21 protein-coding genes are annotated in these 26,860 nt (G+C 66.0%); 7 read left to right on the forward strand and 14 right to left on the reverse strand.

Annotated features, from left to right (window positions below):
- The first annotated feature begins 23 nt into the window (after positions 1–23).
- From KHO41_RS01695 to KHO41_RS01710, 4 genes are all read left to right on the forward strand, one after another.
- Positions 24–1,151: a glycosyltransferase family 4 protein gene (locus KHO41_RS01695; RefSeq protein ID WP_211951560.1), complete on the forward strand. Its 1,128-nt coding sequence runs from the start codon at positions 24–26 to the stop codon at positions 1,149–1,151.
- Positions 1,078–1,563, forward strand: a complete 486-nt coding sequence (locus KHO41_RS01700) for a diacylglycerol kinase (protein ID WP_211951561.1) — start codon at positions 1,078–1,080, stop codon at positions 1,561–1,563. The genes KHO41_RS01695 and KHO41_RS01700 overlap by 74 nt, the downstream gene beginning before the upstream one ends.
- Positions 1,564–1,653: 90 nt before the next feature.
- On the forward strand, positions 1,654–2,361 hold the full coding sequence (locus KHO41_RS01705) for a TetR/AcrR family transcriptional regulator (RefSeq protein ID WP_211951562.1): 708 nt from the start codon (positions 1,654–1,656) through the stop codon (positions 2,359–2,361).
- Positions 2,358–2,942 carry an LOG family protein gene (locus KHO41_RS01710; protein ID WP_211951563.1) on the forward strand — a complete coding sequence of 195 codons (585 nt, stop codon included), beginning with the start codon at positions 2,358–2,360 and terminating at the stop codon, positions 2,940–2,942. The genes KHO41_RS01705 and KHO41_RS01710 overlap by 4 nt, the downstream gene beginning before the upstream one ends.
- A gap of 28 nt (positions 2,943–2,970) precedes the next feature.
- On the opposite strand, the gene KHO41_RS01715 is transcribed toward KHO41_RS01710, so the two are convergent.
- From KHO41_RS01715 to KHO41_RS01735, 5 genes are all read right to left on the reverse strand, one after another.
- The gene (locus KHO41_RS01715; protein ID WP_211951564.1) at positions 2,971–3,576 is read right to left on the reverse strand and encodes a DUF924 family protein; all 606 of its coding nucleotides are present in this window, start codon (positions 3,574–3,576) and stop codon (positions 2,971–2,973) included.
- A gap of 34 nt (positions 3,577–3,610) precedes the next feature.
- Positions 3,611–4,030 carry a group II truncated hemoglobin gene (locus KHO41_RS01720; RefSeq protein WP_211951565.1) on the reverse strand — a complete coding sequence of 140 codons (420 nt, stop codon included), beginning with the start codon at positions 4,028–4,030 and terminating at the stop codon, positions 3,611–3,613.
- Between the two features lie 47 nt (positions 4,031–4,077).
- Entirely contained in the window at positions 4,078–6,693 is a 2,616-nt protein-coding gene (locus KHO41_RS01725; protein ID WP_211951566.1) for an ABC transporter permease, read from the reverse strand.
- Positions 6,694–6,763: 70 nt separating this feature from the next.
- A complete protein-coding gene (locus KHO41_RS01730; protein ID WP_211951567.1) occupies positions 6,764–7,366 on the reverse strand; it encodes a DUF4126 domain-containing protein in 603 nt (200 codons plus the stop codon).
- Positions 7,367–7,454: 88 nt separating this feature from the next.
- Complete coding sequence (locus tag KHO41_RS01735; protein ID WP_211951568.1) at positions 7,455–8,552, reverse strand: substrate-binding domain-containing protein; 1,098 nt, start codon at positions 8,550–8,552, stop codon at positions 7,455–7,457.
- A 142-nt stretch (positions 8,553–8,694) separates the two neighbouring features.
- Between KHO41_RS01735 and KHO41_RS01740 the strand changes: the two genes are divergently transcribed.
- The gene (locus tag KHO41_RS01740) at positions 8,695–9,516 is read left to right on the forward strand and encodes an extracellular solute-binding protein (RefSeq protein WP_211951569.1); all 822 of its coding nucleotides are present in this window, start codon (positions 8,695–8,697) and stop codon (positions 9,514–9,516) included.
- A gap of 49 nt (positions 9,517–9,565) precedes the next feature.
- Here KHO41_RS01740 and KHO41_RS01745 read toward each other — a convergent pair whose 3' ends face one another.
- The 8 genes from KHO41_RS01745 to KHO41_RS01780 all read right to left on the reverse strand — a co-directional run bounded on the left by KHO41_RS01745 (position 9,566) and on the right by KHO41_RS01780 (position 21,795).
- Complete coding sequence (locus tag KHO41_RS01745; RefSeq protein WP_211951570.1) at positions 9,566–10,876, reverse strand: sigma-54 interaction domain-containing protein; 1,311 nt, start codon at positions 10,874–10,876, stop codon at positions 9,566–9,568.
- A complete protein-coding gene (locus KHO41_RS01750; protein ID WP_244873679.1) occupies positions 10,873–14,004 on the reverse strand; it encodes a peptidase domain-containing ABC transporter in 3,132 nt (1,043 codons plus the stop codon). Before KHO41_RS01750 ends, KHO41_RS01745 begins: the two co-directional genes overlap by 4 nt.
- On the reverse strand, positions 13,985–14,737 hold the full coding sequence (locus KHO41_RS01755; protein WP_211951571.1) for a peptidylprolyl isomerase: 753 nt from the start codon (positions 14,735–14,737) through the stop codon (positions 13,985–13,987). Before KHO41_RS01755 ends, KHO41_RS01750 begins: the two co-directional genes overlap by 20 nt.
- Positions 14,738–14,802: 65 nt before the next feature.
- Complete coding sequence (locus KHO41_RS01760; RefSeq protein ID WP_211951572.1) at positions 14,803–16,185, reverse strand: HlyD family efflux transporter periplasmic adaptor subunit; 1,383 nt, start codon at positions 16,183–16,185, stop codon at positions 14,803–14,805.
- Entirely contained in the window at positions 16,182–18,797 is a 2,616-nt protein-coding gene (locus KHO41_RS01765; RefSeq protein ID WP_211951573.1) for an FHA domain-containing protein, read from the reverse strand. Before KHO41_RS01765 ends, KHO41_RS01760 begins: the two co-directional genes overlap by 4 nt.
- A 212-nt stretch (positions 18,798–19,009) precedes the next feature.
- Positions 19,010–20,494 carry an efflux transporter outer membrane subunit gene (locus tag KHO41_RS01770; RefSeq protein ID WP_211951574.1) on the reverse strand — a complete coding sequence of 495 codons (1,485 nt, stop codon included), beginning with the start codon at positions 20,492–20,494 and terminating at the stop codon, positions 19,010–19,012.
- A gap of 420 nt (positions 20,495–20,914) precedes the next feature.
- Positions 20,915–21,343 carry a DUF4399 domain-containing protein gene (locus KHO41_RS01775; protein WP_211951575.1) on the reverse strand — a complete coding sequence of 143 codons (429 nt, stop codon included), beginning with the start codon at positions 21,341–21,343 and terminating at the stop codon, positions 20,915–20,917.
- 26 nt (positions 21,344–21,369) lie between these two features.
- Positions 21,370–21,795, reverse strand: coding sequence for a DUF4399 domain-containing protein (locus tag KHO41_RS01780; RefSeq protein WP_211951576.1), 426 nt, complete (start codon positions 21,793–21,795; stop codon positions 21,370–21,372).
- 329 nt (positions 21,796–22,124) lie between these two features.
- Here KHO41_RS01780 and KHO41_RS01785 point away from each other — a divergent pair, with 329 nt between their 5' ends.
- Positions 22,125–23,372, forward strand: coding sequence for a formylglycine-generating enzyme family protein (locus KHO41_RS01785; protein ID WP_211951577.1), 1,248 nt, complete (start codon positions 22,125–22,127; stop codon positions 23,370–23,372).
- A gap of 23 nt (positions 23,373–23,395) precedes the next feature.
- Here KHO41_RS01785 and KHO41_RS01790 read toward each other — a convergent pair whose 3' ends face one another.
- Positions 23,396–25,453: a serine/threonine protein kinase gene (locus tag KHO41_RS01790; RefSeq protein WP_211951578.1), complete on the reverse strand. Its 2,058-nt coding sequence runs from the start codon at positions 25,451–25,453 to the stop codon at positions 23,396–23,398.
- Between the two features lie 496 nt (positions 25,454–25,949).
- Here KHO41_RS01790 and KHO41_RS01795 point away from each other — a divergent pair, with 496 nt between their 5' ends.
- On the forward strand, positions 25,950–26,174 hold the full coding sequence (locus KHO41_RS01795) for a hypothetical protein (RefSeq protein WP_211951579.1): 225 nt from the start codon (positions 25,950–25,952) through the stop codon (positions 26,172–26,174).
- Positions 26,175–26,860 lie beyond the last annotated feature (686 nt).

Below are 26,860 nucleotides of genomic sequence, written 5' to 3' on the forward strand. Positions count from 1 at the left end.
GGCCACACCATCGAGGAGCCCGCATGAAGATCCTGATCGTCACCGACGCCTGGGAACCGCAGGTCAATGGCGTGGTGCGCACGCTCAAGTCCACCCGCCGCGAGCTCGAAGCCATGGGCCATACGGTGGACATGATCACGCCGCTGGAATTCCGCACGCTTCCCTGCCCGACCTACCCCGAGATCCGCTTGTCGCTGCTGCCTGCGGCCCGGGTGGCCAAGCGCATCGACGACTTTGCGCCCGACGCGCTGCATATCGCCACGGAAGGCCCGCTCGGCATGGCGGCGCGCCGTTACGCACTGCGCCGGCGGATGCCGTTCACCACGGCCTATCACACGCGCTTTCCGGAGTATGTGCACGCGCGCTTCGGCATTCCACTGTCGTGGACGTACCGCTTCCTGCGCTGGTTCCACGGCCAGGCGCAGGCCGTGATGGCGCCCACGCCCGTGGTACTGGACGACCTGCAGCGCTACGGCATCGGCCACTGCGTGCTGTGGACGCGCGGCGTGGATCTCGACGTCTTCAAGACGCAGCACGTCAACGTGCTCAACACGGCGCATCCGATCTTCCTGTACGTCGGCCGCGTAGCCGTGGAAAAGAACGTGGAAGCCTTCCTGGCGCTGGACCTGCCGGGCTCCAAATGGGTGGTCGGCGACGGCCCGGCACTGGCTTCGCTGCGCGCGCACTACCCCGGCGCGAACTACCTCGGCGTGCTGAGCCAGCCAGAACTGGCCAGGGTGTATGCTTCGGCTGATGTCTTCGTGTTCCCGAGCCGCACCGACACCTTCGGCCTGGTACTGCTCGAGGCGCTGGCGAGCGGCCTGCCGGTAGCCGCCTACCCGGTCACTGGCCCGATCGACGTGCTTGGCGACAGCCCGGCCGGCGTGATGCATGAAGACTTGCGTGAAGCCTGCCTGGAAGCGCTGCGCATCGACCGCGCCACCGCCCGCGCCCATGCCGAGCGATTTTCGTGGCGCGCAGCCTCCGAGCAGTTCCTGGCGCACCTGCGTCCGCTTTCGGCCGGCGGCAGTACCGGCAGCGCAGGCGAGATGCCAACCCAACCAGCCTCGCACAACCATGTCGAAACCCACTCAGCCGCTGCCGTCCGACCCGCCGCTGCGGGGGCAGGCGCCTCGCCCGCCAAGCAGTGACTATTCGATTGAACAGAACCCGCACAAGGGCAACCGCGGTCTGGCCCGCGCCTGGCATGCCGCCCTGAATTCGCTGTCCGGCCTGCGCTACGCGGTGCTCGAAGAAAGCGCGTTCCGGCAGGAACTGACGCTGGTGGTGATTCTCACGCCGTGCGCATTCGTGCTGCCCGTCGGCACAGTCGAGCGCATCATGCTGCTGGGCACGCTGCTGGTGGTGCTGATGGTGGAGCTGCTGAACTCGAGCATCGAGGCGGCGATCGACCGCATCTCGCTGGAGCGGCACAGCCTGTCCAAGCGCGCCAAGGATTTCGGCAGCGCCGCGGTCATGCTGGCGCTGATCCTGTGCGGCGGCACGTGGATCGCCATTGCCGGGCCGCACGTGCTGCACTGGCTGCGCCAGCTCGGGGGCTGAGCGCCGGCGCCCCGGAAAGGCGGAAGGGGCAGGCAGGCCGATTGCTTATAATCGCTACCCTGCCCCGATTTACCGATCGCCCGGACGCCCATGGAACCCAAACCGCAAACCGGCCCCCGCCGTACCAGGGACCGCATCCTCGACGTCTCGCTGCGCCTGTTCAACGAAGTCGGCGAACCCAACGTCACCACGACCACCATTGCGGAGGCAATGGAGATCAGCCCCGGCAATCTCTACTACCACTTCCGCAACAAGGACGACATCATCAATTCCATCTTCGTGCGATTCGAGCAGGAGATGGAACGCCGCCTGAAGCTGCCCGAGGATCACAAGGCCACGCTGGACGAAAGCTGGGGCTACCTGCAGTACATGTCGGAGTTCCTGTGGAACTACCGCTTCCTGTACCGGGACATCAACGACCTGCTCGCGCGCAACCGCATGCTGGAGACCAACTTCAAGCGGATTGTCGAGCAGAAGAAGCGCTTTGCGCTGGAGATCTGCCGCCAGTTCATCGAAGATGGCGAGATGGAAGCCACGCCCGAACAGGTGGAAGCGATCTGTACGAATATCGTGGTGATCGCCACGTACTGGCTGTCGTTCCAGTTCGTGCAGCGCCCGCGCCAGTACAACGACCCCGAGCAGATCCGCGGCTACCTGCACGGGTCCAGCTATCACATCTTCTCGATCCTGGCGCCGTACCTGCGCGGCCGTGCGCGCGATGCGTTCGACCAGCTCGCGCGCGACTACGCGGCGTCCAAGGCGGCCCAGGAAAACCAGTCAGACAAGGACAGGAAGTGAAATCCGTTTGCGTGTATTGCGGTTCCAGCCCCGGCAACCGCCCTGAATATGCCGAAGCCGCCCGCGCGCTCGGCAAGGCCCTCGTCGACAACGACATGTCGCTGGTCTACGGTGGCGGCAAGGTCGGCCTGATGGGCATCGTTGCCGATGCCGTGCTCGCGCATGGCGGCAGCGCCATCGGCATCATCCCCGACGCGCTGATGCAGAAGGAAGTCGGCCATCGCGGCCTGACCGAGCTGCATGTCGTGCGCAATATGCACGAGCGCAAGCAGATGATGGCCGACCGCGCCGATGCCTTCATCGCCATGCCCGGCGGCGTCGGCACCTTCGAGGAACTGTTCGAAACCTTCACGTGGCTGCAGCTCGGCTACCACGCCAAGCCGGTCGGCCTGCTCAACGTGGCGGGCTTCTATGACGGCATGCTCGGCTTCATGTCGCATGCCGTGCAGGAAGGCTTCCTGAAGCAGGTGCATGTCGACCTGCTGCGCGTGGCCGACACGCCGGCCGCGCTGCTGGCAAAGCTGGCCGACGCGCCGCGCGTGCGCGTCGACAAGTGGCAGGAACACCGCGACGAGACCTGAGCAGCGTCTCTCAGGCCGGGCGCGACGGTCAGAACCGCGAGCCCGGCTCCTTCAGGAATGCCACTTCCTCCGGCGTGCTCTGCCGGCCCAGGATGGCATTCCGGTGCGGAAAGCGCCCGAAGCGCGCGATCACCGCGCGATGCTTTTCCGCCCACTCGACCACGTCGACCTTGCCCGCGGTGTCTTCGCGCAACTGCGTTGTCAGGCGGACAGACTCATCCTGGTCGCGCAACGATTCCGAATGCTCGAACGGCAGGTAACAGAACACGCGGTGATAGCCCGTGGGCAGTTCGCGGTCCATGCCGCCATCCACGATGCGCCGCGCCAGATCCAGCGCCTGGGCGTCGGTGGCAAAGCTGCGCGGATCGTTGCGGAACAGGTTGCGCGGGAACTGGTCGAGCAGCACCACGCGGGCGCAGGCGCCTTCGTGCGTGGCGCACCAGTCCTCGCCTTCATCGGGGTCACCCGAGTGCGCCGCTTCCCACAGCGTCAGGAAACGCGTGCGGATGACGTCATCGAACGCCGCCGATTTGGTGAACCATTCGGGCCGCGCCGTATTCCATTGCGGCGAGCCATGGTGGCCGAACCAGAATTCCAGCAGCTCATGGGCAGCTTCGGGCAACTTGTCTTGCATCGTCCTACCCTTTCTCGAAAAGATCCGGGCCGCTTCAGCGGGCCACGTTGCGCATCCAGTCGGCGGTCTGGAAAAAAGCCTGCATCAGGCGCATCTGCAGGTCCTCGGACAGGCCGACGTCCTGCATCGCCAGCGCCATGCAGCGCATCCACTGGTCGCGCTCGCTGATGCCGATCTCGAACGGCATATGGCGCGCACGCAGGCGCGGATGGCCAAAGCGCTCGATGAAATGATTGGGGCCACCCAGCCAGCCGCACAGGAACCAGAACAGCTTGTCGCGCGAGCCGTCCAGCGAAGCCGGATGCAGCGCGCGCAGGCCCGCGAATTCGGGCTCCAGGTCCATCAGGTCGTAGAAGCGGTCCACCAGTTCGCGCACGCGCGCCTCGCCGCCGACCAGGTCGAAGGCGGTGACATCGGTGCCGGCCTGGCCGGTGGATTCAGGTTCGGTACTCATTCAGATACTCGCAAACTTCAGGCGGCGTTCCAGGGCATTCCGGAGCATTACGCGTCACGCAATGTCGCCAGCGCCGGCTGGCGCAGCACATCGCGCAGGCCCAGCCAGCCGCCCGCAAAAGCGCACAGCATGCCAGAAACCACGCCGGTCGGCACGATCCACGGATTGAAGCGGTAAGGGAAATCGAAGACGTGCTGGGACAGGCCCCAGCCTACGGCGATCGCACCGATGCTCGCGAGCAGGCCCGCGAGCCCGCCGACCACCAGGAACTCGGCGTACTGCGTCTGCTTGACCTGTGCCGCCGAAGCGCCGAGTGCCTTCAGCAGCCCGGCATCGCGCATGCGTTCGTCGCGCGCGCCCGAGAGTGCCGCGTACAGCACGGTGATCCCGGCCACCAGTGTGAAGACGAACAGGAACTCCACAGCGGCGATCACCTGATCCACCACGGCCTGTATCTGCCGCAGGATCAGGTCGGTGTTGACCACCGTGATGTTGGGGAACGCCGCGATCAGCCGGTTGCCGAGCGCCGCGCTCGCTGGCGGCAGGTGGAACGAGGTGATGTAGGTCTCGGGCAAGCCATGCATCGCGGACGGCGGCAGGATCACGAAGAAATTGACGCGCATCGATCCCCAGTCGAGCTTGCGCAGCGAAGTGACCGGCGCCTGCACGCTCTGGCCGGCCACGTCGAAGCGCAGGGTGTCGCCCAGCCGGATGCCCAGCGTCTTGGCGATGCCCTCCTCCACCGATGCGCCCGCGCCCGTACCCGTGCCATTGGACCAGCGCCCGGCCACTACCTGGTTGCCCTCGGGGAGCGCATCGGTATAGGACAGGTTGAACTCGCGCTCCACCAGGTTGCGCGCGCGGCCCTCGGCAAAGCTGTCGGCGCGGATCGCGCGCTCGCCGATATGCGTGAGGCGTCCGCGCACCATCGGGTAGAGCAGGTCATGGATGCCCGCCGTGGCCAGCATGCCGCGCAGCGGCTCGCGCTGGTCCGGCTGGATGTTGATGATGAAGCGGTTGGGGGCGTCAGCCGGCGTGGCACTGCGCCAGGAATCGACGAGATCGTTGCGCGTCATGCCCAGCAGCAGCAGCGCCATCAGGCCGATCGCCAGCGCCACCGTCTGCAGCACCGTCACCGCGCGCCGGCGTTCCAGCACGGCCAGCGCAAAGCGCCAGCCCACCGCCGAGCGCCCCGTCAGCCGGCCACGCAACGCCCGCGAAAGCAGCATCAGCATGCCCAGCGCCAGCAATGCAAAAACGGCCCCGGCACCCGCAAACCCGCCAGCCGTGGTCAGTCCGAGCCGCAGGTCGCGCGCCGCCACCAGCAGCAAGCCGATAAAGGCGCCAAGGCCGAGCGCGTAGGCCGCCCATGCCGACACCGGCGGCGGGCCGATATCACGGCGCAGCACGCGCAGCGGCGCCACGCGCGTCAGCGCCAGCAGCGGCGGCAAGGCAAAGCCGGCCAGCAGCACCAGACCTGCCAGGATGCCAACCGTTGCCGGCAACAGCGAAGGCTGCGGCAGCGACACCTGCAGCAGGCCGCCCAGCGACAACAGCAATCCGTAGTGGGCCAGGTAGCCAAGCACCACGCCCACCACCGAGCCAGCCGCCCCGAGCAGCAGGAACTCGATGCCGAACGCCGCCAGGATCTGCCGGCGCGACAGCCCCATGCACTTGTAGACCGCGCAGGCGTCGGTATGCCGCTGCATATAGCGGCGCGCCGACATGGCGATCGCCACCGCGGCGATCATCGACGACAGCACCGCCACCAGCGACAGGAAGCGCTCCGCGCGGTCCAGCGTGGCGCGCATCTGCGGCTGGCCCGATTCCAGCGACTCCACGCGCGTGTTGCGCAGCTTGAGCCGTTTGATCTCGTCGCCCGCCCAGCGCTGGTAGGCCTTGTCGGCAGCGTCGGTGCCCGCTACGAGCAGGCGGTAGCTCACGCGGCTGCCCCAGCCGATCAGGCCCGTGCTGTCGAGATCGGACAGCGGCAACAGCACGCGCGGCGCGAAATTCATGAAGCCCGCGCCGCGGTCCAGTTCCTGGGTCAGGATGCGGTCGATGCGGAACGTACGGTTGCCAAGCTGGAGCGCATCGCCGATGCGCAGCCCCAGCGCAGAAAGGAGCGCCTCGTCCACCCAGACCGTGCCCGGCGCGGGAATGCCTTCGGCAGCCTGTTCGGGGCCACCCGGTGCGGTGGCCACCTTCAGCCTGCCGCGCAGCGGATAGCCGGCGCTGACCGCCTTGAGCGCGGCGAGCTGGCTGGGCGCCTCGGCGCCGGCGGCGGCATCGGCACGGCGGGCCGTCGCCATGCTCGGGAATGTCACCGTATGCGCGACCGCCAGGCCCGCACCGGCCGCGCGCGAGGAAAATGCAGCATCGAATGGCTGGTCCGACACCAGCAGCACATCCGCGGCAATCATCTGCCGCGCATCGCGCTCCAGGCCCAGGCGCATGCGGTCGGCCAGGAAGCCGACGCTGGTCAGCGCCGCGACCGCCAGCACCAGCGCAAACAGCAGCAGGTAAAGCTCGCCGGCCAGCCAGTCGCGCCGCGCCATGCGCAAGGCCTGGCGCCAGGCCGAGAATGGCCGCCCTTGCGACACGGACCTGGCAATGGCTTGGGAAACGGCAGTATCGGGCACGGAAGCTGGCTCGGTCGGCATCAGTTCTTGGTTTCAGTCTCGTTCGTGGCGCTGCCGGCACCTGGTACAGGCAGCATGGGTGATGGGGCGCTCAGGTTCGTCTTGCAGGCGGGCCCGAGCGGTTGCGCAAGCTCGCATGCAGACGGCGCAGCCCGCGCCATAGCTTGGGCAGCAGCCAGATGGCCACCAGCAGGAAGACGGCCAGCAGGACCAGGAACAGCACGGGCAGGAAAAAGGCCAGCAGCAGGCTACCGGTCGCCGTCACGTCCTCCGTGAATGAGGCCGCCCAGTTCGAAAACGGTTCCGGCGAGACATTGATCAAGGCGCGCGTGCCGGCCTTGGCGACGTGGGCCGTACCGGCGAGGGTTCCGCCGACCAGGCCCGCCGCGACCATCCACTGCGGGTCCATCTGACCGAACGCGGCCGCGGCAAGGATCGCGCCGGCCGGAATCCGTATGAAGGTATGGATGCTGTCCCACACCGAGTCGAAACCCGGGATCTTGTCGGCGACGAACTCCGCCAGCGCGAGCACCGCCGCCACGCCGATCACCCACCACGATTCCAGCGCATGCAGCCCGGGCGGCAGGTCGAGCCAGCCCAGCCGCGACAGCACGCCCGCGGTCAGGACAGCCAGGTAGAGGCGAAAGCCGCTGGCCCAGGACATGCCTGCGGCCAGGGCAGCGGTTTCCAGCATGGTGCTCCTTGCGTTGGCGGGGCGATCGAGCTGTGCAGGCCATCGCAAGGAGTGTAGCGCGATCCCCGCCCCCGTGATCAGGCGCGGCTCAGCCGCCCTCTTTGCCGTCCGCCCCGTACCAGGGCAAGGCCTCCTGCGGCGTCAGGATGCCGGCAGGCTCGGCCATGGTGTAGCCCGGCAGCGCTTCGATGCGGCGCGCGAACGCCGGGTCGGCCAGCAAGGCCAGCAGGCCCGCCATCCAGCCTGCGGTCTGGTCATTCTTGCGCAGCGCCAGGTAGTACGCCTCTCGCGTGAGCGGCACAAAGGCCAGTCCCAGCGCCTCGGCGTTCATGCGTAGTCCGAAACCGACCTGCGCGCGCCCTGTGTGGACCGCTTCCGCCACCTTTTCATTGCTGAACTCGGGTTCGTCGTACCCGGAGATCTGGTCGGGATACAGCCCTTGCGCGGCCAGGAGCTGATCGAACAGCATGCGCGTACCGGAACTGCGCTGCCGGTTGACGAAACGCGCCTGGGTGCGAACAAGGTCACGCAGATCATGGATTTCTGCACTCAACGCCGGCGACACGATCAGGCCCTGTTCGCGCCATGCCAGGCGCAGCAGGCGCACCGAAGCGGGCCGCAGCCACTTGCGCAATGTCAGGTGCGCCACCGAGCCCGCGGTCTGCACGGGCGACACATAGAAGCCGGCCAGTTCCGACTGCCGCTCCTGCAGGCAGATCAGCCCTTCCACGCTGCCGCAGAACACCGTATCGAGATGAAGCCCGGACGGCTGGTCCTTGAGCGCACCGGCCAGTACCTCGATGGCCGGATCGTGGCTTCCCGAAAAATGCACGCTGGTCTGCGGCTGCGCCGCGTCGTCGAGGTCGGCGATGAAATCGGCCATGGCGCGCTGTACAGCCGGGTCGAGGGTCTCGCGCAACCGCATCTCGGCACGCAGCAGCCGCTCGCCGAAGCGCGTCAGCGACGCGCCGCGCCCACGCTCCATATCGAGCACGCTGCGTCCCAGCATGGCCTCCCAGGTGCGCATCACGCCCCAGGCATGGCGATAGGACAAGCCGATCTCGCGCGCCGCGCGGTGCAGCGACCCGGTTTCGCGCACCGCCTTGAGCAACTGGAACACCTTGCCGTTGGCGCGCGGGTTGTCGTCCGCGGCGATGACCGGAAACAGGTCAAAGCGAAAAGTCATATGTTTCGCCTTGCATATTTACACATCGATTCGGCTTCACAGACAATGAACTACCCCGCTTTTGATGTTGTTTTTTGCATTCTCCATGACCCGCAAGGGCGTGGCAATTATGTTTTCATAAACATAAATCAAGGAACCACACATGTCACGGATCGGTTTTCGCAAGCTTCCCGTCATGACCGCCATTGCCTGCCTGATGGCCCTCTCCGCCGCACAGGCCGGTGAACTGAAGCTGGCCACCACCACGAGTACCGAGAACTCGGGCCTGCTCAAGTACCTGCTGCCGAAGTTCGAACAGAAGACCGGCGTGAACGTGAAGGTCATCGCCGTCGGTTCGGGCAAGGCCATGAAGATGGGCGAGATGGGCGACGTGGACGTACTGCTTGTGCACGCGCGCAAGATGGAAGATGAATTCGTGGCGGCCGGTTACGGCGTCAACCGCCGCGACGTCATGTACAACGACTTCATCGTCGTGGGCCCGGCCAGTGACCCGGCTGGCATCAAGGGCGGCAAGGACGTGCTGGCGGGTTTCCGCAAACTGGCCGGCAGCGGCAGCAAGTTCATCTCGCGCGGGGACAACTCCGGCACCGACGTGATGGAGAAGGACTACTGGAAGCAGCTCGGCATCGAACCGAAGGGCCAGCCCTGGTATGTCAACGCGGGGCTTGGCATGGGCGAGGTGCTGACCATGGCCGCCCAGATGCCCGCTTATACGCTGTCGGACCGCGCCACCTATGGCGCCTACCGCGCCAAGACCGGCCTGGCGATCGCCGTGCAGGGCGATCCGAAGATGTTCAACCCGTACGGCGTCATCGCGGTCAATCCCGCCAAGCACCCGGGCACGAACTACACCGACGCGATGAAGCTGGTGGAGTGGATGACCTCGCCGGAAGGACAGCAGGCCATTGCGGGCTACAAGGTCGAAGGCGAACAGCTCTTTTTCCCGGACTACAAGGGCAAGTGAAGGTTGGGGGGCTCGCCGTATGTGGCGGGCCCCCGTCCCTCACCGCTTCTCACGCCTTCTCCCTCTGCCCCCGAAAATCCTTCGAATGAATCCCGTGCTTCTTCAGCAGCATCTGCAGATGCGAACGGTTCATGTCGCACCGCCGCGCCAGTTCGGCAACGGTGCCCCCGACTTCCTGCAGTCCCCGCTCCAGAAACGCGCGTTCCGCTTCGTCGCTGGCCGCGCGCTTGGCTTCGCTCAGCGACGTAGGCAACGCTGACAACGCACCGACCGGCCCGATCGGCACCACGGCCAGCGCAGCCGGCTTCGGACGAATGTCCACCGGCAGGTGGACAAGGTCCGCCGTATCGCCGGCCAGGCACGACACCCGGTACAACAGATTGCGCAGCTCGCGGATGTTCCCCGGATACTCGTAATGCATCAGGAAGTCGCGCAGTCTCGGCGTCAGCCTGACCGGCCTGCGCTTGAGCATGCCGGCCGCTTCGTCGCTGAAATAGGCGACCAGCAACGGGATCTCGTCGCGCCTCTCGCGCAGCGCCGGCAGCGACACGTGGATCACGCTGAGCCGGTAGAACAGGTCCTCGCGGAACGTCCCCTCCTTGCTCATGCGCCGCAGGTCCTTGTTGGTCGCGGCGACGATGCGCGTGTCGACGGAAATCACTTCGTCCGAGCCCACGCGCTGGATCTCGTGCGCCTCGAGCACGCGCAGCAGCTTGACCTGCCCGGTCAGCGGCAGCTCGCCGATTTCGTCGAGGAAGATGGTGCCGGTGTGGGCGCTCTCGAACTTGCCGCGCCGGTCGTTGCTGGCGCCCGTGAACGCGCCCTTCTTGTGGCCGAACAGTTCGGACTCGAGCAGGCTGTCCGGAATCGCGCCGCAGTTGACCGAGATGAACGGCCGATCCTGCCGCGAACCGTTGGCATGGATGACCTTGGCCATCAGCTCCTTGCCGGTGCCGCTTTCGCCATCGATCAGCACGGGAAGGTCGGTCGGTGCCGCTTTCTCGGAGATTTCCAGTGATTCGAGCAGCTTCGGGTTATCGCCGAACGTCCCTTCGAAGATAAAGCTGCGCTCCAGCAGCGCCTGCCGGCGCTCGCGGGGCATGCGTTCGATTTCCTCCTGTACGGGCACCTCGCCGCCCGTTGCGGCCTGCACGAAGCGTTCCTTGTGCGACAGCCCCATCACCTCGTCGCGCAGCGTGGTGGCCTGCTTGAGCAGCTTCTCGATATCGGTGCGCTCGAGCCGCGACGACCAGCGCAGCGTGGAGCGCAGGATCTCGAGCTTTTCGATCAGCCCCGCAAACGAGACGGTAGAGGTGCCGGTGGCGGCAGGCGGCCGGGCGCCCTGGTTATATAGCTTCATGCTGAGCTCAGTTGCTTTTGCACCAGCTGGTAATACATGCCCTTGCGGTCGAGCAGTTCCTCGTGACGGCCCTGCTCGACGACGGCGCCTTCGTACAGCACCAGGATCTTGTCGGCCTGCATGATGGTGCTCAGGCGGTGCGCGATGATCACCGCCGTGCGCCCGCGCAGGATCTCCTGCATGTTCGCGAGGATGTTGCTCTCGGACTGCGTATCGAGCGCCGACGTCGCTTCGTCGAACACCAGCAGGCGCGGATCGTGATACAGCGCGCGCGCAATGCACAGCCGCTGGATCTGCCCGCCCGACAGGCCCATGCCGCGTTCGCCCACGATCTGTTCATAACCAAGCGGCAGCTTGGTGATGAACGGGTGCGCGTCGGCCATCCTGGCCACTTCCTCGATGCGGCGGCGATCGGGGCTCTCGTCGCCGCAGGCGATGTTCTCGGCGATGGTGCCGGAGAACAGCAGGTTGGTCTGCATCACGTAGCCGACCTGGGCGCGGTAGAACTCGGTGTCGATCATGCCGATTTCATAGCCGTCGACCTTCATCGAGCCTTCCGTGGGCCGGTAGAAGCCGACCAGCAGCTTGGCGAGCGTGGTCTTGCCGGAGCCGCTGCGCCCGACAATGGCCACCATCTCGCCCGGCTTGATATGCAGGCTGATGTTCTCGAGCACATAGGCCGTGTCCTCGCCGCCGTAGCGGAAGTACAGCCCGTTCATCTCGATCTCGCCCTGCAGGTCGGGTAGCAGCACGCGCGACATCACGTCCTGTGGCTTCTGTTCGGGCTCCAGGTCCAGCACGTCGCCAAGCCGCTCCATCGCCACGCCGGCATCGTTAAGCTGGCCCCACAACGCGACCAGCCCCATCAACGGCGCGAGCACGCTGCCCATGAACGCATTGAAGGCGATCAACTGGCCGATGGTCAGCTCGCGCTGCAGCACCAGCGTGGCGCCCACCCACAGCACGGCGATCGTGGTCGCCGCATTGAGCAACTGGCTGATCATGCCGACAAGAATGTGGAAAGCCTGCGCCTGGTACTGCTTTTCCAGCGCCTTCGCATACTTGGCTTCCCAGCGCAGGCGGACAGGCCGCTCGATGCCCATGCCCTTCACGGTCTCGGCACCGCCCAGCGTTTCCATGAGATAGGCCTTGGCGTCCGTCGATGCAGCAAACACCTCGCGCGCGTAGGTCTTCACCTTGGGTGTCACCACTACGGTCAACGCCGCAATCGGGATCACGAACGCGATCAGCAGCAGCGTGAGCTTGACGTTGTAGAGGAACATGATGGTGAAGTAGATGAACACCATCAGCAGGTTCAGCGCCGTCGTCACCGTGGACTCGGTCAGGAAGGCGCGGATGGTCTGGTTCTCCTGGAAGCGCGCGAAGATGTCGCCGGTCTTGCGCTTGGCGAAGAACGACAGCGGTAGCGACAGCGTGTGCTTGAAGAAGTGCGACATCATGGCGAAATCCATGTTGCGCACCATGAAGTTGGCCAGGTAAGCGCGGATCGTCGACATCAGCTGCGAAAACAGGTTCGCGATGATCAGCCCGACGATCAGCAAATTCAGCAGCCCGATATTCTGGTGCACGACCACGCCATCGAGGATGTTCTGGATGATGAGCGGCGGCACCACGCCGAGCACCTGGATCACGAACGTGGCCAGGAACAGGTGCGCGAGGATCTTCTTGTACGGCGCCAAATAGCTGATGAAGCGCAGCCACGGAGAGCGCTGCACCGACAGTTGCGCCATGCTCTCGCCGGGGCTGAACAGCAGGCAGGTGCCGCTCCAGCCGCGCTCGAACTCCTCGGCGCTCATCTTGCGGAAGCCGATACCCGGGTCCGCCACCCATACCCAGCGCGCCGAGACGCCGTACACGATCACGTAGTGGTAGCCCTCCCAGTGCACGATGAACGGCAGCTCGAAGCCCATCAGCGACTCGCGCGTGCACTGCACGCCGCGCGTGGTGAAGCCAAGCGACTCGCCGGCGCGTGCAAGGCTTTCCAGCGTCGCGCCCTGCGTGGTCACATTGGCGAGTTCGCGCAGCTTGCCGAGCGACATCGGAATCCCGTAGTGCCGGCAGATCATGGCCAGGCAGGCGGCACCGCAATCCATCTCCTCGGCCTGCTCCACCAGCGCAAACCGGCGGATCAGCCGCTCGCCAAGCTCCGGCTTGGACTGCAGGTCCAGCAGCACCGGGCGCTTGCGGCGTTCGGCAAGCTTCTTCTGCCGATGCAGCTCGCGATCGACCACGCGGATGCGCTCTTCCAGCACTTCGCGCAAGCGCGGGTTGCGTTCCAGGATGAGCTGCACGGTCTTTTCAGGAATCACCAGCAGGCGGACATCGGTCTCGGCGATCGCGGAGGCGATCTGCTCCTGCCGCATCACGCATGCGCGCTCGCCGAAGATGTCGCCCTGCCCGAGCGTGGCGAGCGGAAACTCGTCCTCGTCCTCGTTGCGTACGATGCGCACGGCGCCCTGGCGCACCACGTAGAGCCGGCGATCATCGCGCCCGTCCTGCTTCAGGATCTCCTTGCCCGCGGCCACGCGCTTGACACCCACGCTGCGCACGGCATCTTCGAGCTCGCGCCGGTCCAGTTTGCCGCGCAAATCGAACAGCCGCGCCACGAACCCGCCTGCCGAGCTGATCGCCACATAGCTGGTGATAAAAGCCAGAGCGGCCTGGTTGCCCGCCACGACCTTTTCGCCCACGCTGCGCGGGATCATCAGCAGCTCGGTCTTGCCTGATGCGCGCACCGACGACTCATGGTGATAGTCGCGCAGCAGCGCGACATCCGCGAAGACCTCGCCGGTCTTGCGCACGCCCATGCTGATTTCCTTGCCGTGCTCCTCGTTGAACACGCGCACGGAGCCGGCCTTGATGATGTACAGGCCGGGTGCGGGCTCACCGGCATTGCATACGGTGTCGCCGAAGCCGAACGTCTGCGTCTGGGCCGCGGCCGCGAGCTGCTCCAGTTCGTCACGCGTGAGTGCCGACAGGATCTCGACCGTTGACAGGAAATCGGCGAGCGATGCACCCGCAGCAGGGGATGCGGGCGATGCAGGTGCGGCCGCTGGCGGCGGCACCTCGGCCGCCGCTGCGCCTTCGCTAGCGGGCTTCGATGACATGTTCCTGCGCCCTCGCCATCAGCCACTCTTCGCGCAAGAGCCGGCGCACTTCCACGGCGACGTCGCCGTCGAGCGTCGCGGGATGCTTCGCGCGCACGAGGAAAACCTCGAAGAACGAGCGGTCCGCCGCCGCGAACGGCCCGAGCAGGTCGCCGGCTTCCGCGTTGAAGACCTTCGCTTCGATATCTGTCTTGAGCGAGCCGCGCAAGACCTTGCCGATGTCGCCGCCGCGTTCGCGCGTATCGGCAATCGAATGCTCGCGGGCCATCTCGGCGAAGCTGTCGGGGTCGTCCTGCAGGTACGAGATCAGTTCCTTGGCCTTGCCTTCGCTGTCCACCACAATGTGGCTGACCTCAATGCTGTCGAAGCGCGGCGAATTGAGCTGGAAGTATTCGTGCACCGCGGCGTCGTTGCAGACCTGCTCTATCATGCGCTCCTGGTACAGGCTGTCGGTGATGAAGACCTCGAACTCGTCCAGGCTCACGCCCAGTGCGTCGAGATAGTGGTTCATGTCCGCCGCGCGGTGCAGCCCCTGCACGCGCCGGAACTGGTCGGCGCGCTCCTGGATCTCTTCCTGCGTCAGGGCCATGCCCGCGCGCTTCGCGGCATGGACGGTGAGCTTGTCGCGCACCATCTGCTCGACCAGGCCTTCGAACTGCCCGGTGAACTTGAGCAGGCGGATGAATTCTTCGACGCCCAGTGCCTCGTCGTCGATACGCACAATGCCAGTCATGGCCCTACCTCCTATAACGGCCGCACTGCGGCGGTCGCGATTCGCTCCGTGAACCCCGTGCCCAGCTAGCCTGCCACCTGCCTGAACGGATCCAGGCCCAGGTCGATCAGGCGGCGCTCGCGCACCACGATCTCCGCCGTGGCGGTCATGCCGTAGCGCAGCGGGTAACGGGTTTCGCCCACGGCGTAGTAATCGCGCGACAGGCGGATGCGGCCTTCATAGACCGGCTGCTTGTCCGGCCCGCCCGGCTTGGTCGCCGGCGAGATGTATTCGAGCGTGCCTTCGATCAGTCCATAGCGCTGGTACGGGAACGCGTTGAACTTGAGCTTGACCGGCAGGCCTTCCTTCAGGAACGCGCGGTCGCGTTCGGCAATGGCGATCTTCAGCACGGGGCGCGCGTCATTGGGTGCGATGCCACCGATCGGTGTATTGGCCTGGATCTTGTCACCGCGTTGGGTCGAGGTCACGTCCGTGATAACGCCCGACACCGGCGCAAGGATCAGCAGGAAGTTGTCCTTGTCGATGTTCTCGAAGCGGATGCGCGCGGCCGCTTCGGCCACCAGGCGCGCAGTCTGCACCTGCAGGCGCAGCTTGTCCTCGGTACTCGCAATCTCGCGCATCGCCGCGTCGTACTGCACGCGCAGACCGGCAAGTTCCTGGCCGCTGCTTTCGAGCTGCACGTTGGCCTGGGTCAGCTCCTGGCCCTGCCGCGCTTCCAGCTCGGCCAGCCGCGATTGCGCCACGCGCAGCGTGTTTTCGGCCTCCTGCGTGGCCGCGCGCTTGGCATCCACTTGCGACTGCGACACGCCACCGCCGGCCGGCAGCGCGAACAGCCGCGTATAGCGGTCCTGCTCCTGGCGCGCGAAGTCTCGGGCCCGGCGCGAATTCTCGACATTGCTGCGCGCCTCCTGAATCTGCGCGCGCTGCTGCTCGGTCAGCTTTGTCGTGCCCTCGGCAATGCGCGTTTCATGCTGGCGCGTGCCCACGTCGATCTGTTGCTTGAGCGCGGCGGCGCGACGCTCCATCAACGCCTTCTTCTCTGGGAACTGCTTCCATTCGCGCTCGGAGTCTTCGAGCTTGAGCTGCGCTTCCAGCGCATTGGCCGCGGCTTCAATGGCGCCGCGTGCGTTCAGGCGGGCCAGCACGTCATCCTTCGACACCGGCTGTCCCTCGGCGACATACAGGTCCGCGAGTTCGCCGTCCACGGGGGCGTAGAAGCGCCTGACCTCCGACTCCGGCGCGAGCGTACCCTCGGCCGTGACGATCACGTCGGCATGCCCGAAGAACGACCAGATCAGCGCGCACACCACCAGCGCGAACGTCGTCACGATCGTCAGCAAGCTCAGCCGCCACGGCTCGGCCGTGAGGATGGCAATGCCTTCGCCGCCGTGGTCCTCGAGCGCCTCGGATAGTGGCCTCAGGCGGTTGCTGCCTTGTGTGTCGTTCATGGCCGCGCCTCTTTCGGCTTGTCAGATGCCGCCGCGGTGGCGGCCGCTGCAGCCGATGCCCCAGCCGGAGCTTCGGTGCCCTGCGCTTCGCCGCCCAGCAGGTCCAGCTTGGCCTTGAGCACGGCCGGGTCGAGCACCATGCGCAGCTCCTGCAAGGCGCGGCGCTGCTGGTCGACTTCTGCGCGGATCTCCTCTTCCGCCTTGTTCCACTGCGCGAGATCTGCGCTCTCGCCGGCCTTGAGCTGACTGACGATGCGAATCCCTTGCCGCGCATCTTCCTGCGCCTGCGCGAGGCGCTTCGCCTGGTCTCGGAACTTCGGCGAAATGCCGGGTTCCAGCCGCTGGTCGGCGCCGATCTGGCCGTTGGCGCGGTACTGCTTCCAGCCTGCAATGGCGCGGCTCACCAGCTCACGCGCACGCCGCAAGGCACTGTCGCGGATCGCGGTGACATCCGGCTCCACGGCTTTGGCGTAGTACTTGTCCTCGTCGGGATCCAGCATGGCGTAGAAGCCCAGCAGCTTGTCCTCGTAGCCCCCCGCACCACGCGAGCCCTGCAGTGCCGCGTACTGCGTGGCGACCTGCTGCTTGTGCGCGGCGTCTTTCGCCACGTCGTCGGCCCACGGCCCGGCGCTGATGCGGCGCAGGCCCGCGATGGCGGTCGCGCTGTCGCCGCGCTGCCACGCTTGCGCGGCCACGGCATACTGGCGCGCGACGTCCGTGGTGGGAAGGCGCTGCGCGAGACGCGCGTACTGTGCCTGGAATGGCGGCGTGGCGAACTTCGCATCGGCCATGCGCGCCACCAGCGGCCCCGGGTTGCGGGCGCGCAGCGGCTGCATCAGCGCGGTGTAGCGGCGCAGGTCGTCCTGCAGCTTGTCCAGGCCGGACAGCCGCGGGTATTTTTCCTTATAGTCATCCAGCACCGGCTGCAGCGCTTCGGGCTTGTCGCGCGCGAGTTCGGTGGCGATCGTGGCATTGAGCCGGTCGATCGCGGCCAGGTAGACCGACTCGTCCGTCTGCAGCTTGCGCACATCGCTGAGCGCGCTCGCATAGACGTCGCGGAATGCCGGTTCGTATCCGGCGATGCGCCCCAGCGCACGCTGGTGCGCGCCGGTGTCCTGGTTCCAGTGCGTCAGCAGGCCGCGTATGACGGACTCATCGGTGTAGAGCCGGATCGGCGCTTCCGCACCGCCGCGCTGCGCGAAGTAGCGCTCCAGGTCGCCGATCCATTCGAGCTCGCGCACCAGCGGGTGTGCGTCCGCGTTGTGCTGGCTGCCCGAGGCCATCTCGGCCAGCAGCGTAGCGGCGCCGCTGAAATCCTTTGCCTTGAGCTTGGCCGCCCATTGCGGCACGTAGGCACGCAGCAACGCTTCCGTGCCCATGGCCTGGAACGCCGCATCGTCGGGGTGCCGCGCGAGATAGGCGTCCGCCGCCTTGGCTGCCCCGGCGTACTGGCCGTCGGCAAGCAGCGACTTCACGTCGCGCTCTGGCATGCCGCGCAGGTAGAGCGCACCGAGGCCCACCGCAATCAGCGCAAGCACCACCAGGCCCCATCGCGCTGCGCGCCGCACGCGCACCGGGTCATTCAGGCCAAAGCGTCCGGCGACTTCTCCCGCAAGCAGCGCCGTGCGGCTGCGCGACGCATTTCCCTTGCGCGCCGACGCATCGGTAGCCGCCGCGGCCTGCGCTTCGGCATCGGCATTGACCTCGTCTTCCTGCCGCGCCGCGTAGTCGACGCAAAAGATATCGAGGAACGAATCGGCCGCGCCGACGAAGGTTGTCTTGTCCGCGTCGTCATCCAGTGCATGCGCCGGCGCCGCCGTATGCTCGGCAACGGGCTCGACGTCGGCCACGGCATCCGGTGCGGCGAACACGGTGCGCGTAGCCGTGGCGTCGGCATCGCCTTCGCGCTGCACCGCGATCTTGTAGACGAAGTGGCTGCCGCCGAACGCAATCAGGTCGCCATCGTTGAGCGGCACGCCATGATCGGCAAGACGGTGGCCGTTGACGAAGGTGCCGTTGGTGCTGCCCAGGTCCTCCAGGAACGGCACGCCGCACTTCAGGTAGATATGCGCATGGCGCCGCGACAGGTAGTTGACCTGCTGCGGATGGCTGTCGCGGTAGCGCGCGAACGTGTCATCGGCCTTGCTGATCAGGTACGGGAAGCCGCTCAGCTCGATCGGCTGCAGACCCAGGTCGCTGCGTTCCGGCTGCAGCGTGACCATCACGCGCGGCGCTTCCGGCGCGGCCACGCGCGGCGAAAGCCGTACGTGGAACGACAGCGCCGACCCGAAGGAAAGCTCGTCCCCGTCGCTGAGCCGCAGCGGATGCCCGGCAACGTCGGCGCCGTTGATGCGCGTGCCGTTCTTGCTGCCGAGGTCCGCCACGTACACCGCGCCGTGCTCGGCGAAGATGCGCGCGTGCCGGCGCGACAGCGCCGCGGTCAGCTCTTCGGGGTAGGAAACGAACGGTGCCTCGCTCCGGCCAACGGCGAACAGGTCTTCGCCGATGCGGATCTCGCCCAGTTCCGGACGCGAGACGGGCGTCAGCAGAATGTCGAACTCCTGACCCATCCTCACCGGCATTTCCATGATCAGTGCATCGTCAGGAGCCATGTTTCCAAGAAACCAACAGGTGCAGCGTCGAACGCTGCCGCACCGGAGGATGAATCGACAATCAACATAGTAGGCGACGCCTCTCGCTAGTCAATTGAATGCGCACCAGCCGTAGCGCGCAAGGTGTCGCCCATGCGGCGCAAACCGCTGGCGTGCCCTGCCTGCCCGGAAGCTGATGTATCGTGAACGCTGCCTGACGAACGGGCGCCGGGTCACTGCGACGGCGAATTGCTCGCCGTCGCGTTGCTGACCCGCACGTCGGTCCAGCCGCCGCCGAGCGCCTTGTAGAGCGTGACAGTATCGGCAAGGATCTGTTGGTGGACGGCCAACAAGGACAGTTGCGCGCTCAGCAGCGAACGCTCGGTCTCGAACACTTCGAGCTGCGACACCACGCCTTCCTTGAGCTGCGCCTCGATCTGCGAGGACACCACGCGCAACTGGTCAACCTGCTGCTGCAACTCGATGCGCTGCTTCTTGTGCGCGTCGACGTTGACCAGTGCGGTTTCCACCTCTTCGAACGCGTTCATCACGGTGCGGCCGTAATCGCTTTCCACCACCTTGACCTGCGCCTCAGTCGTCTTGATGCGGGCGCGAACGTTGGGGTCCAGCATCGGCAGCGTGATGCTGGGCGCGAGGCCGAACGTGAAGGATTTCAGCAAGCTGTTCAGCGCGAAGCTGGCCATGCCGCCGTTCGCGGTCAGGCTGATGCTCGGCAGTTGCGCGAGCCGGGCCTGGCCGACGATGTTGTACGCCGCGAGCACGCGATACTCCGCGGCCACGATGTCGGGCCGGCGCGCCAGCAACTGCGACGGCAGGCCCGCCGGCACCGGCGGCGGCTGCACGCGCTCCTGCAGCTTGCCGGGCGGCACCTTGAGATTGCCGGCAGGGACGCCGACCAGCGTGGCCAGCGCGTTCTCGGTCACGTCACGCGAGCGGCGCAGCTCGATCAGGTCCTTGGTCAGCCGGTTGATTTCCGCCTGCTGCTGCATCACGCGGATCTTCGGCACCAGCCCGTTCTGGAACATGGCCTGGTACGTGTTGAGGATCTGCCCGTTCTTCTGCACGGTGCGCGCCTGCTGATCGATCTGCTCGTCGAACTGCAGGATCTGGAAGTAAGCGGTCGAGACATTGGCCGCCAGCGTCAGGTAGCCTGCGCGCCAGTCCGCTTCGGTGGCGTGGAACTCGGCGGTCTGCGCCTGCACGCCCTTCTCGACCTTGCCCCAGATGTCGATGTCCCAGCTCAACTGGCCGCCCAGGTTGTAGCTGCGCGCGACCGCCTGGCCGGTGGTCTTGGTGACGTTCGCGTTGGCATTGAGGTCGATCACCGGCAGCTGGCCGGCCTTCGCTTCACCGATCTGCGCCTGCGCCACGCGGATGCGCGCGGCGAGCACCTTGATGTCGTAGTTGCCGGACAGCGCCTGCGTGATCAGCTTGTTCAGGTACGGGTCCTTGAACCCCTGCCACCAGTTCGGCTGCACGGTCTCGGCCGGAGATACCGTGATCGACTCCTGCCGCGACCATTCCGTCTTGGCCGGCGTTTCCGGACGCTCGTACACCGGCGGACGGAAGTCGGCACAGCCGGTGAGCCATCCCGCGCAGGCCGCAGCTGCGACCCAGGCAAAAATGCGGCGCGGCCGCGGAACAGTCAAGGACGATTCGGTAGAGACGTTGGGCACGATGTCTTCCTGCAACCGCATGCACGACGACGCCACCGGAGTGGTGCCGCCCTGCCTTGCGTGTCTGTATTGTGGTTCGCGCTGGCGCGCACTCCAACCCCGAAATGAGGCCGGCGGTGAGGTTGTGGATGCGCATCGGCAGATGGCGTCCGGTGTTGCTTTCCGGATAACCATTGCACAGGGTGTGCCAGCGTGGCGCGGTGCGCGCGGTATCGACCGCAAAGCCTTGAAAACAAGCGGCTTTATGCGCAACGGGGAATAGGCGGGGCCATGATGGAACACATTGACAGCGTGCCCACTGGCGTACGGGAACCAACAGTCGGCCGATCACTGTCGGCTGTTATACGACAGTGCACGACAGTAAATGTGGTGCGACGGGCCACTCCGCAGGCCGCGCGCGCAAGGACGCGTGGCGGCCAACCGGCCGCCACGCAGCGGGAATCACTTCACGTAGATGGTGATCTTCTTCGAGTAGATCGGCGGATTGGTCGGGATGTGCTTGTCGTCGCCCATGATCAACTGCAGCGTGTGCTTGCCGGGTGGCAGCTCGACCATGGTCTCGGTTTCGCCCGCGCCGAAATGCAGGTGATTGCGATCGTTCGGGATTTCCTTGTCCATCGGCGGCAGGTCCACGTCGATCAGCAAGTGGTGGTGGCCGGTCTTCGGGTACTTGACGTCCTTTGGCGCCACGCCCATGTTGCGCAGGCCGAACCATACCTTGAACGGCTTGCCCGCGGGCAGCACCTGCCCGTTGTTCGGAAAGCCGATGTACAGGTACGCATCCGGCGGCGCCGGCGTTTCCCCGGCCATGGCCGCGGCTGGCAGCAGGAGGCACGCGCCGAGCAACGTGGCGGCTAGCAGCTTGAACATGGTGGATCCCCCTCGCGCTGGTTCGGCTATTTCACCGTGATGGTGATCTTCTTCGAGTAGAGCGGCGGATCGAACGGCACGTGCTTGGCATCGCCGAGCAGCAGTTGCAGCGTGTGCTTGCCCGGTGGCAGTTCGATGCGCGCATCCGTTTCCCCCGCACCGAAGTGCAGGTGGTTCTTGTCGGAAGGGATTTCCTTGTCCAGCGGCGGCAGATCCGTATCGATCAGCAGGTGATGATGGCCGCATTTGGCAGATTCGATGCCCTTGGGACAGACGCCCATATTGCGCAGGCCCATGCGGATCCAGAACTTGCCGCCAGTGATGACGGCGCCGTCCGGCGGCCAGATGATGTAGACCTCCGCATTCGGCGGCGCCGAAGTCGGCATCGAGACGGATGGCACAACGGCCACGGCCATAGCCGCCAACAGGCGGAGCAGGAATCGTCTGGACATACGCGGCGCCTCCCGGAGAGTGTCCGAATACCCGATCACGTTGTCCCGCAAGCCCGTGGTTCTTCTGGTTGCTCTTGGCCCAGCGCTCGGCGATTCGGTATTCAGGTTAGAACGGAACTTGGCAAAAAGCGAACTCGCGATGACATCTTCGCATCGACTTTGCGCGACCCGCATGCGCTGGGCGCCACAGGCGCCGATGCAAGCACCTCCGGATTCACAATCGCTGTGCTATCTTGAAGCAAGCCGACGTCGCGGCAACACCACAATGCGCCCCAGGCGCCGCCACAGCGCGCGCATCGGGCTGGCCGCAGTTCCAACGGGGTCCGAAAATGTGGCGCAAACCTCCTGTCGTTCTGATCGCATCCGTGCTGAGCCTCAGCGCGGTCCTCGGTGGCATGGCGGTCCCGGCCACCGCCGGCGAAGCATCGGCTGCGGGCAACAGTGCACCGGTGCTGCTCGCCGGCATCCTGCCCAAGAACAGCGATGAGCAGTACGAGCTGACGTTCTGGGAATCGATCAAGAACAGCAACTACGCCGGCGACTACGAGGCTTATCTCAAGCAATACCCGAACGGGCGTTTCGCGGCGCTTGCGCGGGCACGCATGGAACGCCTCGCGGCCGCCAGTGCGCCCGCTGCAAAAACTCCGCCACCGGAACGCGCCAAGCCACCGGCTGCCGCGACGCCTCCGGCCAAACCGGCTACCCCGCCGCCGCAGCGGTCCGCACCGCCGGCTCCCGCAGCAGCCGGTGCAGCAGCCGGTGCAGGCGCGGCGCCATCGGAAGCGCCACCTTCGCGTCCGGGCACGACGGCTTCCGGGTCGGTCAGCGTGGGCGGCGAGCGCAAGCCACCTGTCGAAGCCAAAGGCGAGATTCGCGATTGCCCGGTCTGCCCCGTGCTGGTGAGCCTGCCAGCCGGCAGCTTCACCATGGGCAGCAATGCGAGCGACCCCGCCGAAAAGCCGCCTCACCACGTTTCGATCAGCCAGCCGTTTGCGATCGGCCGCTATGAAGTGACCGTCGAGCAGTGGAACGCCTGCGTCGACACCGGTGGCTGCGACCGGATCGCCACGGTCGCGAACAGTGCCAAGAACTCACCGGTGCGCGATGTCAGTTGGGACGACGCGCAGCAGTACGTGACCTGGCTCAGCAAGACCACCGGCAAGACCTACCGCCTGCCGACCGAAGCGGAATGGGAATACGCGGCGCGCGGCGGCACCGCATCGGCCTACTGGTGGGGCGACCAGATGCGCAAGGGCACGGCCAACTGCAAGGACTGCGGCGACCCGTGGAGCCAGGATGCGCCAGCCAATGTGGGATCGTTCGCGGCCAATCCGTTCGGCCTCTACGACGTCAACGGCAGCGTGTGGGAATGGGTTCGCGACTGCTGGCACAGCAGCTACAAGAACGCGCCGGCCGACGGCCGGAGCTGGGAAGAAGCCAGTTGCGGCGCGCGCGTGATCCGCGGCGGATCATGGCGCGAAGGCGCAACCTACATGGTGTCGTCGACGCGCTTCAAGTACAGCTCGAGCGTGCGGCAATCGCAAAACGGCTTCCGCGTGGCGCGCGACCTGAAGTAGCGTAACGCCTCGCCCTCCAAGCCTCACTTCGCGCGCGTGGAGATCTCCACGAGGTCCGCGCTGATGCGGTCCTGCCCGTACTTGTGCGCCATCTGCCCAAGCGGCTTTTCCACGGCCTTCAGGTAGTCCTGCCACGACTCCACGTCGGAACGCCGCCCGTCGAACAGCGGCGCCGGCGTGGTCAGCAGCACGACCAGCTCCGTGCCGAACGGGCGCGAGATCACCCACTCGCCGCCATCGCCGATCGTTGCGCTATAGCTGGCCGGCGCCTGGTGCGCCTGCACGCGCGTGCTCGGCACAAGGTGGGCCACGTTGCCGTCCGCGGCAAAATAGTCGACGTAGACGTAGGAGTCCTGCGCGGGCGTACGCAGTTCCAGCACCAGTGGCGCGCCCTCGGTGAGCTGCGTGCGGTTGCCACGTGTGCGCAACGACGATGCGGCGGCGCCTTCACGGCGGCCGGACCAGTACGGCGCAATCAAGCGTGCGATATCGCACTTGTCAGCACTTAGCGGTTGCGTGTCCACGTCCAGCGTTTTCACGCCCGGCAGCGCGTTGAGCTGCTCGCGCAGGCCCGAGACGCCCACACTCTCGGCCAGGTAGCCACGCACGCGCACCCTGCCGTTCTCCGGCGAATTCGCGACCAGCAGCGAACATGGCACGGCGGCCACGACGCGCAGCACGGCAGGCATGGAAAACACCTCGGCCTGCGGCCGGGCAGCGACCGGCGGTGCGGCAGGTGCTTCGGAAGCCGTCGATGCAGGCGGCGTCGATGGCGTGGCCGGTGCACTGTCCGCCTGCGCCACGACGGGCGGTGTCGGCGCCGTTCGACTGGTACGCCATGCGTAGTAGCCCACCGCCGACACGCCAACGACTGCCGCCACGGCTGCGCCTGCCAGCAGCGCCGGCCGCCGTCGCGCCGACGCCGCCGACCCCGTGCTCATGCCTGCCAGGAAACGTTCGACGGTCGGCGTGCGCGTCTCGCGGTCCAGCGACAGCGCCTCGCGCAATGTCTTCCACTGCGTGCGCGCCAGCTCTTTTGGCTGCACAGGTTTCAGTCCCGCCGCGCGCGCCTGGTTCGCCGACATGCGTTCGTACGGATGCCGCCCCGTCAGCAGTTCATACGTCACGCAGGCCAGAGCATAGATGTCATCGCGCGGATCGGGCTCGCGGTGCTCGAACATCTCGGGGCTCGCATAGGCCGGCGTCATGCCGCCGAGCGAGCCCGGATCGAACACGGTCTTGTCCGATTCATCCGCCGGGGGCAGGAAGCCGCGCGCGATGCCGAAGTCGATCACCTTGACTTCGTTGCTGTCGGTCAGGAAGACGTTGGCGGGCTTGAAGTCGCAGTGCACGAAGCCTCGCTCGTGCGCATACGCGAGCGCATGGCCCATGCCCGCGACGATGGGCATGACCCGGGTCATCGGCATGCCGTTGAAGCCGGGGGCCTTGAGGACCTGGCTGAGCGGCTTGCCGGACAGGTATTCCATGGTGAGGAAAACCACCGGACCATCGCGGTCGAAATCGTAGACCGTGACGATATTCCGGTGCGCCAGCGTCTGCGCCTTGCGCGCTTCGCGCTGCAGCGCGATCAGCGACTTGGGGTGGCCGCTGAACTGCAGGTTGAGCACCTTGATCGCGATATACGGCTTGCGGTCCGAAGCCTCGAGCTTGCGCAGGTCGAGTGCCTTGTACACCGTGCCCATGCCGCCCACGCCGAGGCACTCTTCCAGCACGAAGCGTCCGTTCAGCGTGTCGCCGACGCCCTTCGGCCGCGACGCGGGTGGCACCGTGCCGACGGCCGGTGACGTGGCATAGAGCGAGCCCGTCACGGGACCTTCCATGCGCGTGGATTCGCCCGCCGGATCGAACTGCGTCGTACCGCTGCGTTCGATGCGGCGCATGACTTCGGCATAGACCGCGGGCGGGAACGGGAAGCGCGTGTTTTCTTCGATGATCACGCGTGCGAGCTGGCTTGGCGTGGTGCGCTCGTGCGCCAGCGCCATATCGAACGACGCAACAAACTCGTCGTCGGACAGTCCGCCGTTCTGGAACTTCCGAATCAGGTCTTTGACACTGGCCACCGGCGTTGCCCCGAAGTCGATGCAAGCGGAACGCCCTCACGCAAGCGCACCGTCCACGATGGATACTAGTGCGCACTCTTGGCATCCGCAAACCGAGCGTACCCGCGGCGCGGCGCGCTTGCCACCTTGCAAGCGCATGGGTCACTTGCCGTCGGACCGCTGTTGGAATACGCCCAACAGCGAACACCCGTCTGTTGGTGAATCCCAGTCACTTTCGTGAATGCAGGTCGGCTGATCGCGCGTTGCGGGATGGCCGGTTTTTCCCGCAAACCCGCATGGCAACTAGCTCTCACTCATCCCACGCGTCAAACCCCGCAAAACTGGCATGACTCCTGCGTTTTTATGCCTCCCGGTCGACGCATTGCGCTTCGACCGGATCGTTGCGCGGCGCTAGTCGCAGCGCGTGGCGTTGCGTCCCGGCAGGGCCGCAACGTGCACCTATACTGAATCGGCGTTGCTGCCACGCGGCCGCGGCGCCCCCTGACCGGAGAACACCATGGCAGTGATCGTCATCAAGGACCTCAGTGAAAGCATCGACCTGGACAGGGATGCCATGACCGCCATTCTCGGCGGCAGCCGCAGCGGCGGCGCGGCGGGCCGTGGCTGGCACGGAATCCGGCAGCGCGGACCATCGCGGCTCGTCACCTATCCGCAAGGCTGGCCGACCAATCCGCATGTCAGGCCGCTGGAGCGCATCGAAGGCAAGTTGCCCCGCAAGTGACCGCCCCAAAAGAGAAAGCCCGCCATGGCCTGGCGGGCTGGTTGCGGACGGCCCCGGACCTTCTGGGTCAACGCCATCAGCAGTTCGGTCATTCCATGTCAAGCAGGTTTCCCATGATTCCGCCCATGACGCGGACGTCCCACCGGACCACCCGGAGAGTCGCAGGAATTCTGGCAGTGACGACAATGACCGCAATGCTCACAGCGAGCAGTGATGCAATATCGCTGTAGAAGGCCAGTACGGGAACTTTATTGTCCGCCCCGGGCGAGCAATCCAGTGCTCGCGCCTTGAGTATAGGATGGCCCCTCGGGCTTTCAACCCGGAATTGGCAATCGCCGGCCCCGAGTGCCAGAGCCGGCGCCCAGGTGCCGGCTTCCTGACATATCTGGTTACTTTTTCGCACCGCAACAATTCTCAACGGTTCTGCTATAATCCGCGCCGTGAGTTTCGCAACTGTGAGTTCCGCCACCCGCCAGGCACTTCCCGCCAAGGCGATTCCGCTGCCCTCCCAAGCTCTGTTTCTCCGCACTGACCGCGTTTGTATTGCTGTGTCAGTTGCCGACAGAACGCACCGCTCACCGACGTAGCCTCGTCTCCGATCCTGTTGAACAGCCTGAATTGAGCTGTTTGCCTGCCAGGGACCATGTGGCTGGCCTTTGCGCCTGCCGACACCCTGCCTGCCGCCG

Source organism: Cupriavidus numazuensis, assembly GCF_905397435.1.
Classification (GTDB): Bacteria; Pseudomonadota; Gammaproteobacteria; order Burkholderiales; family Burkholderiaceae; genus Cupriavidus; species Cupriavidus numazuensis.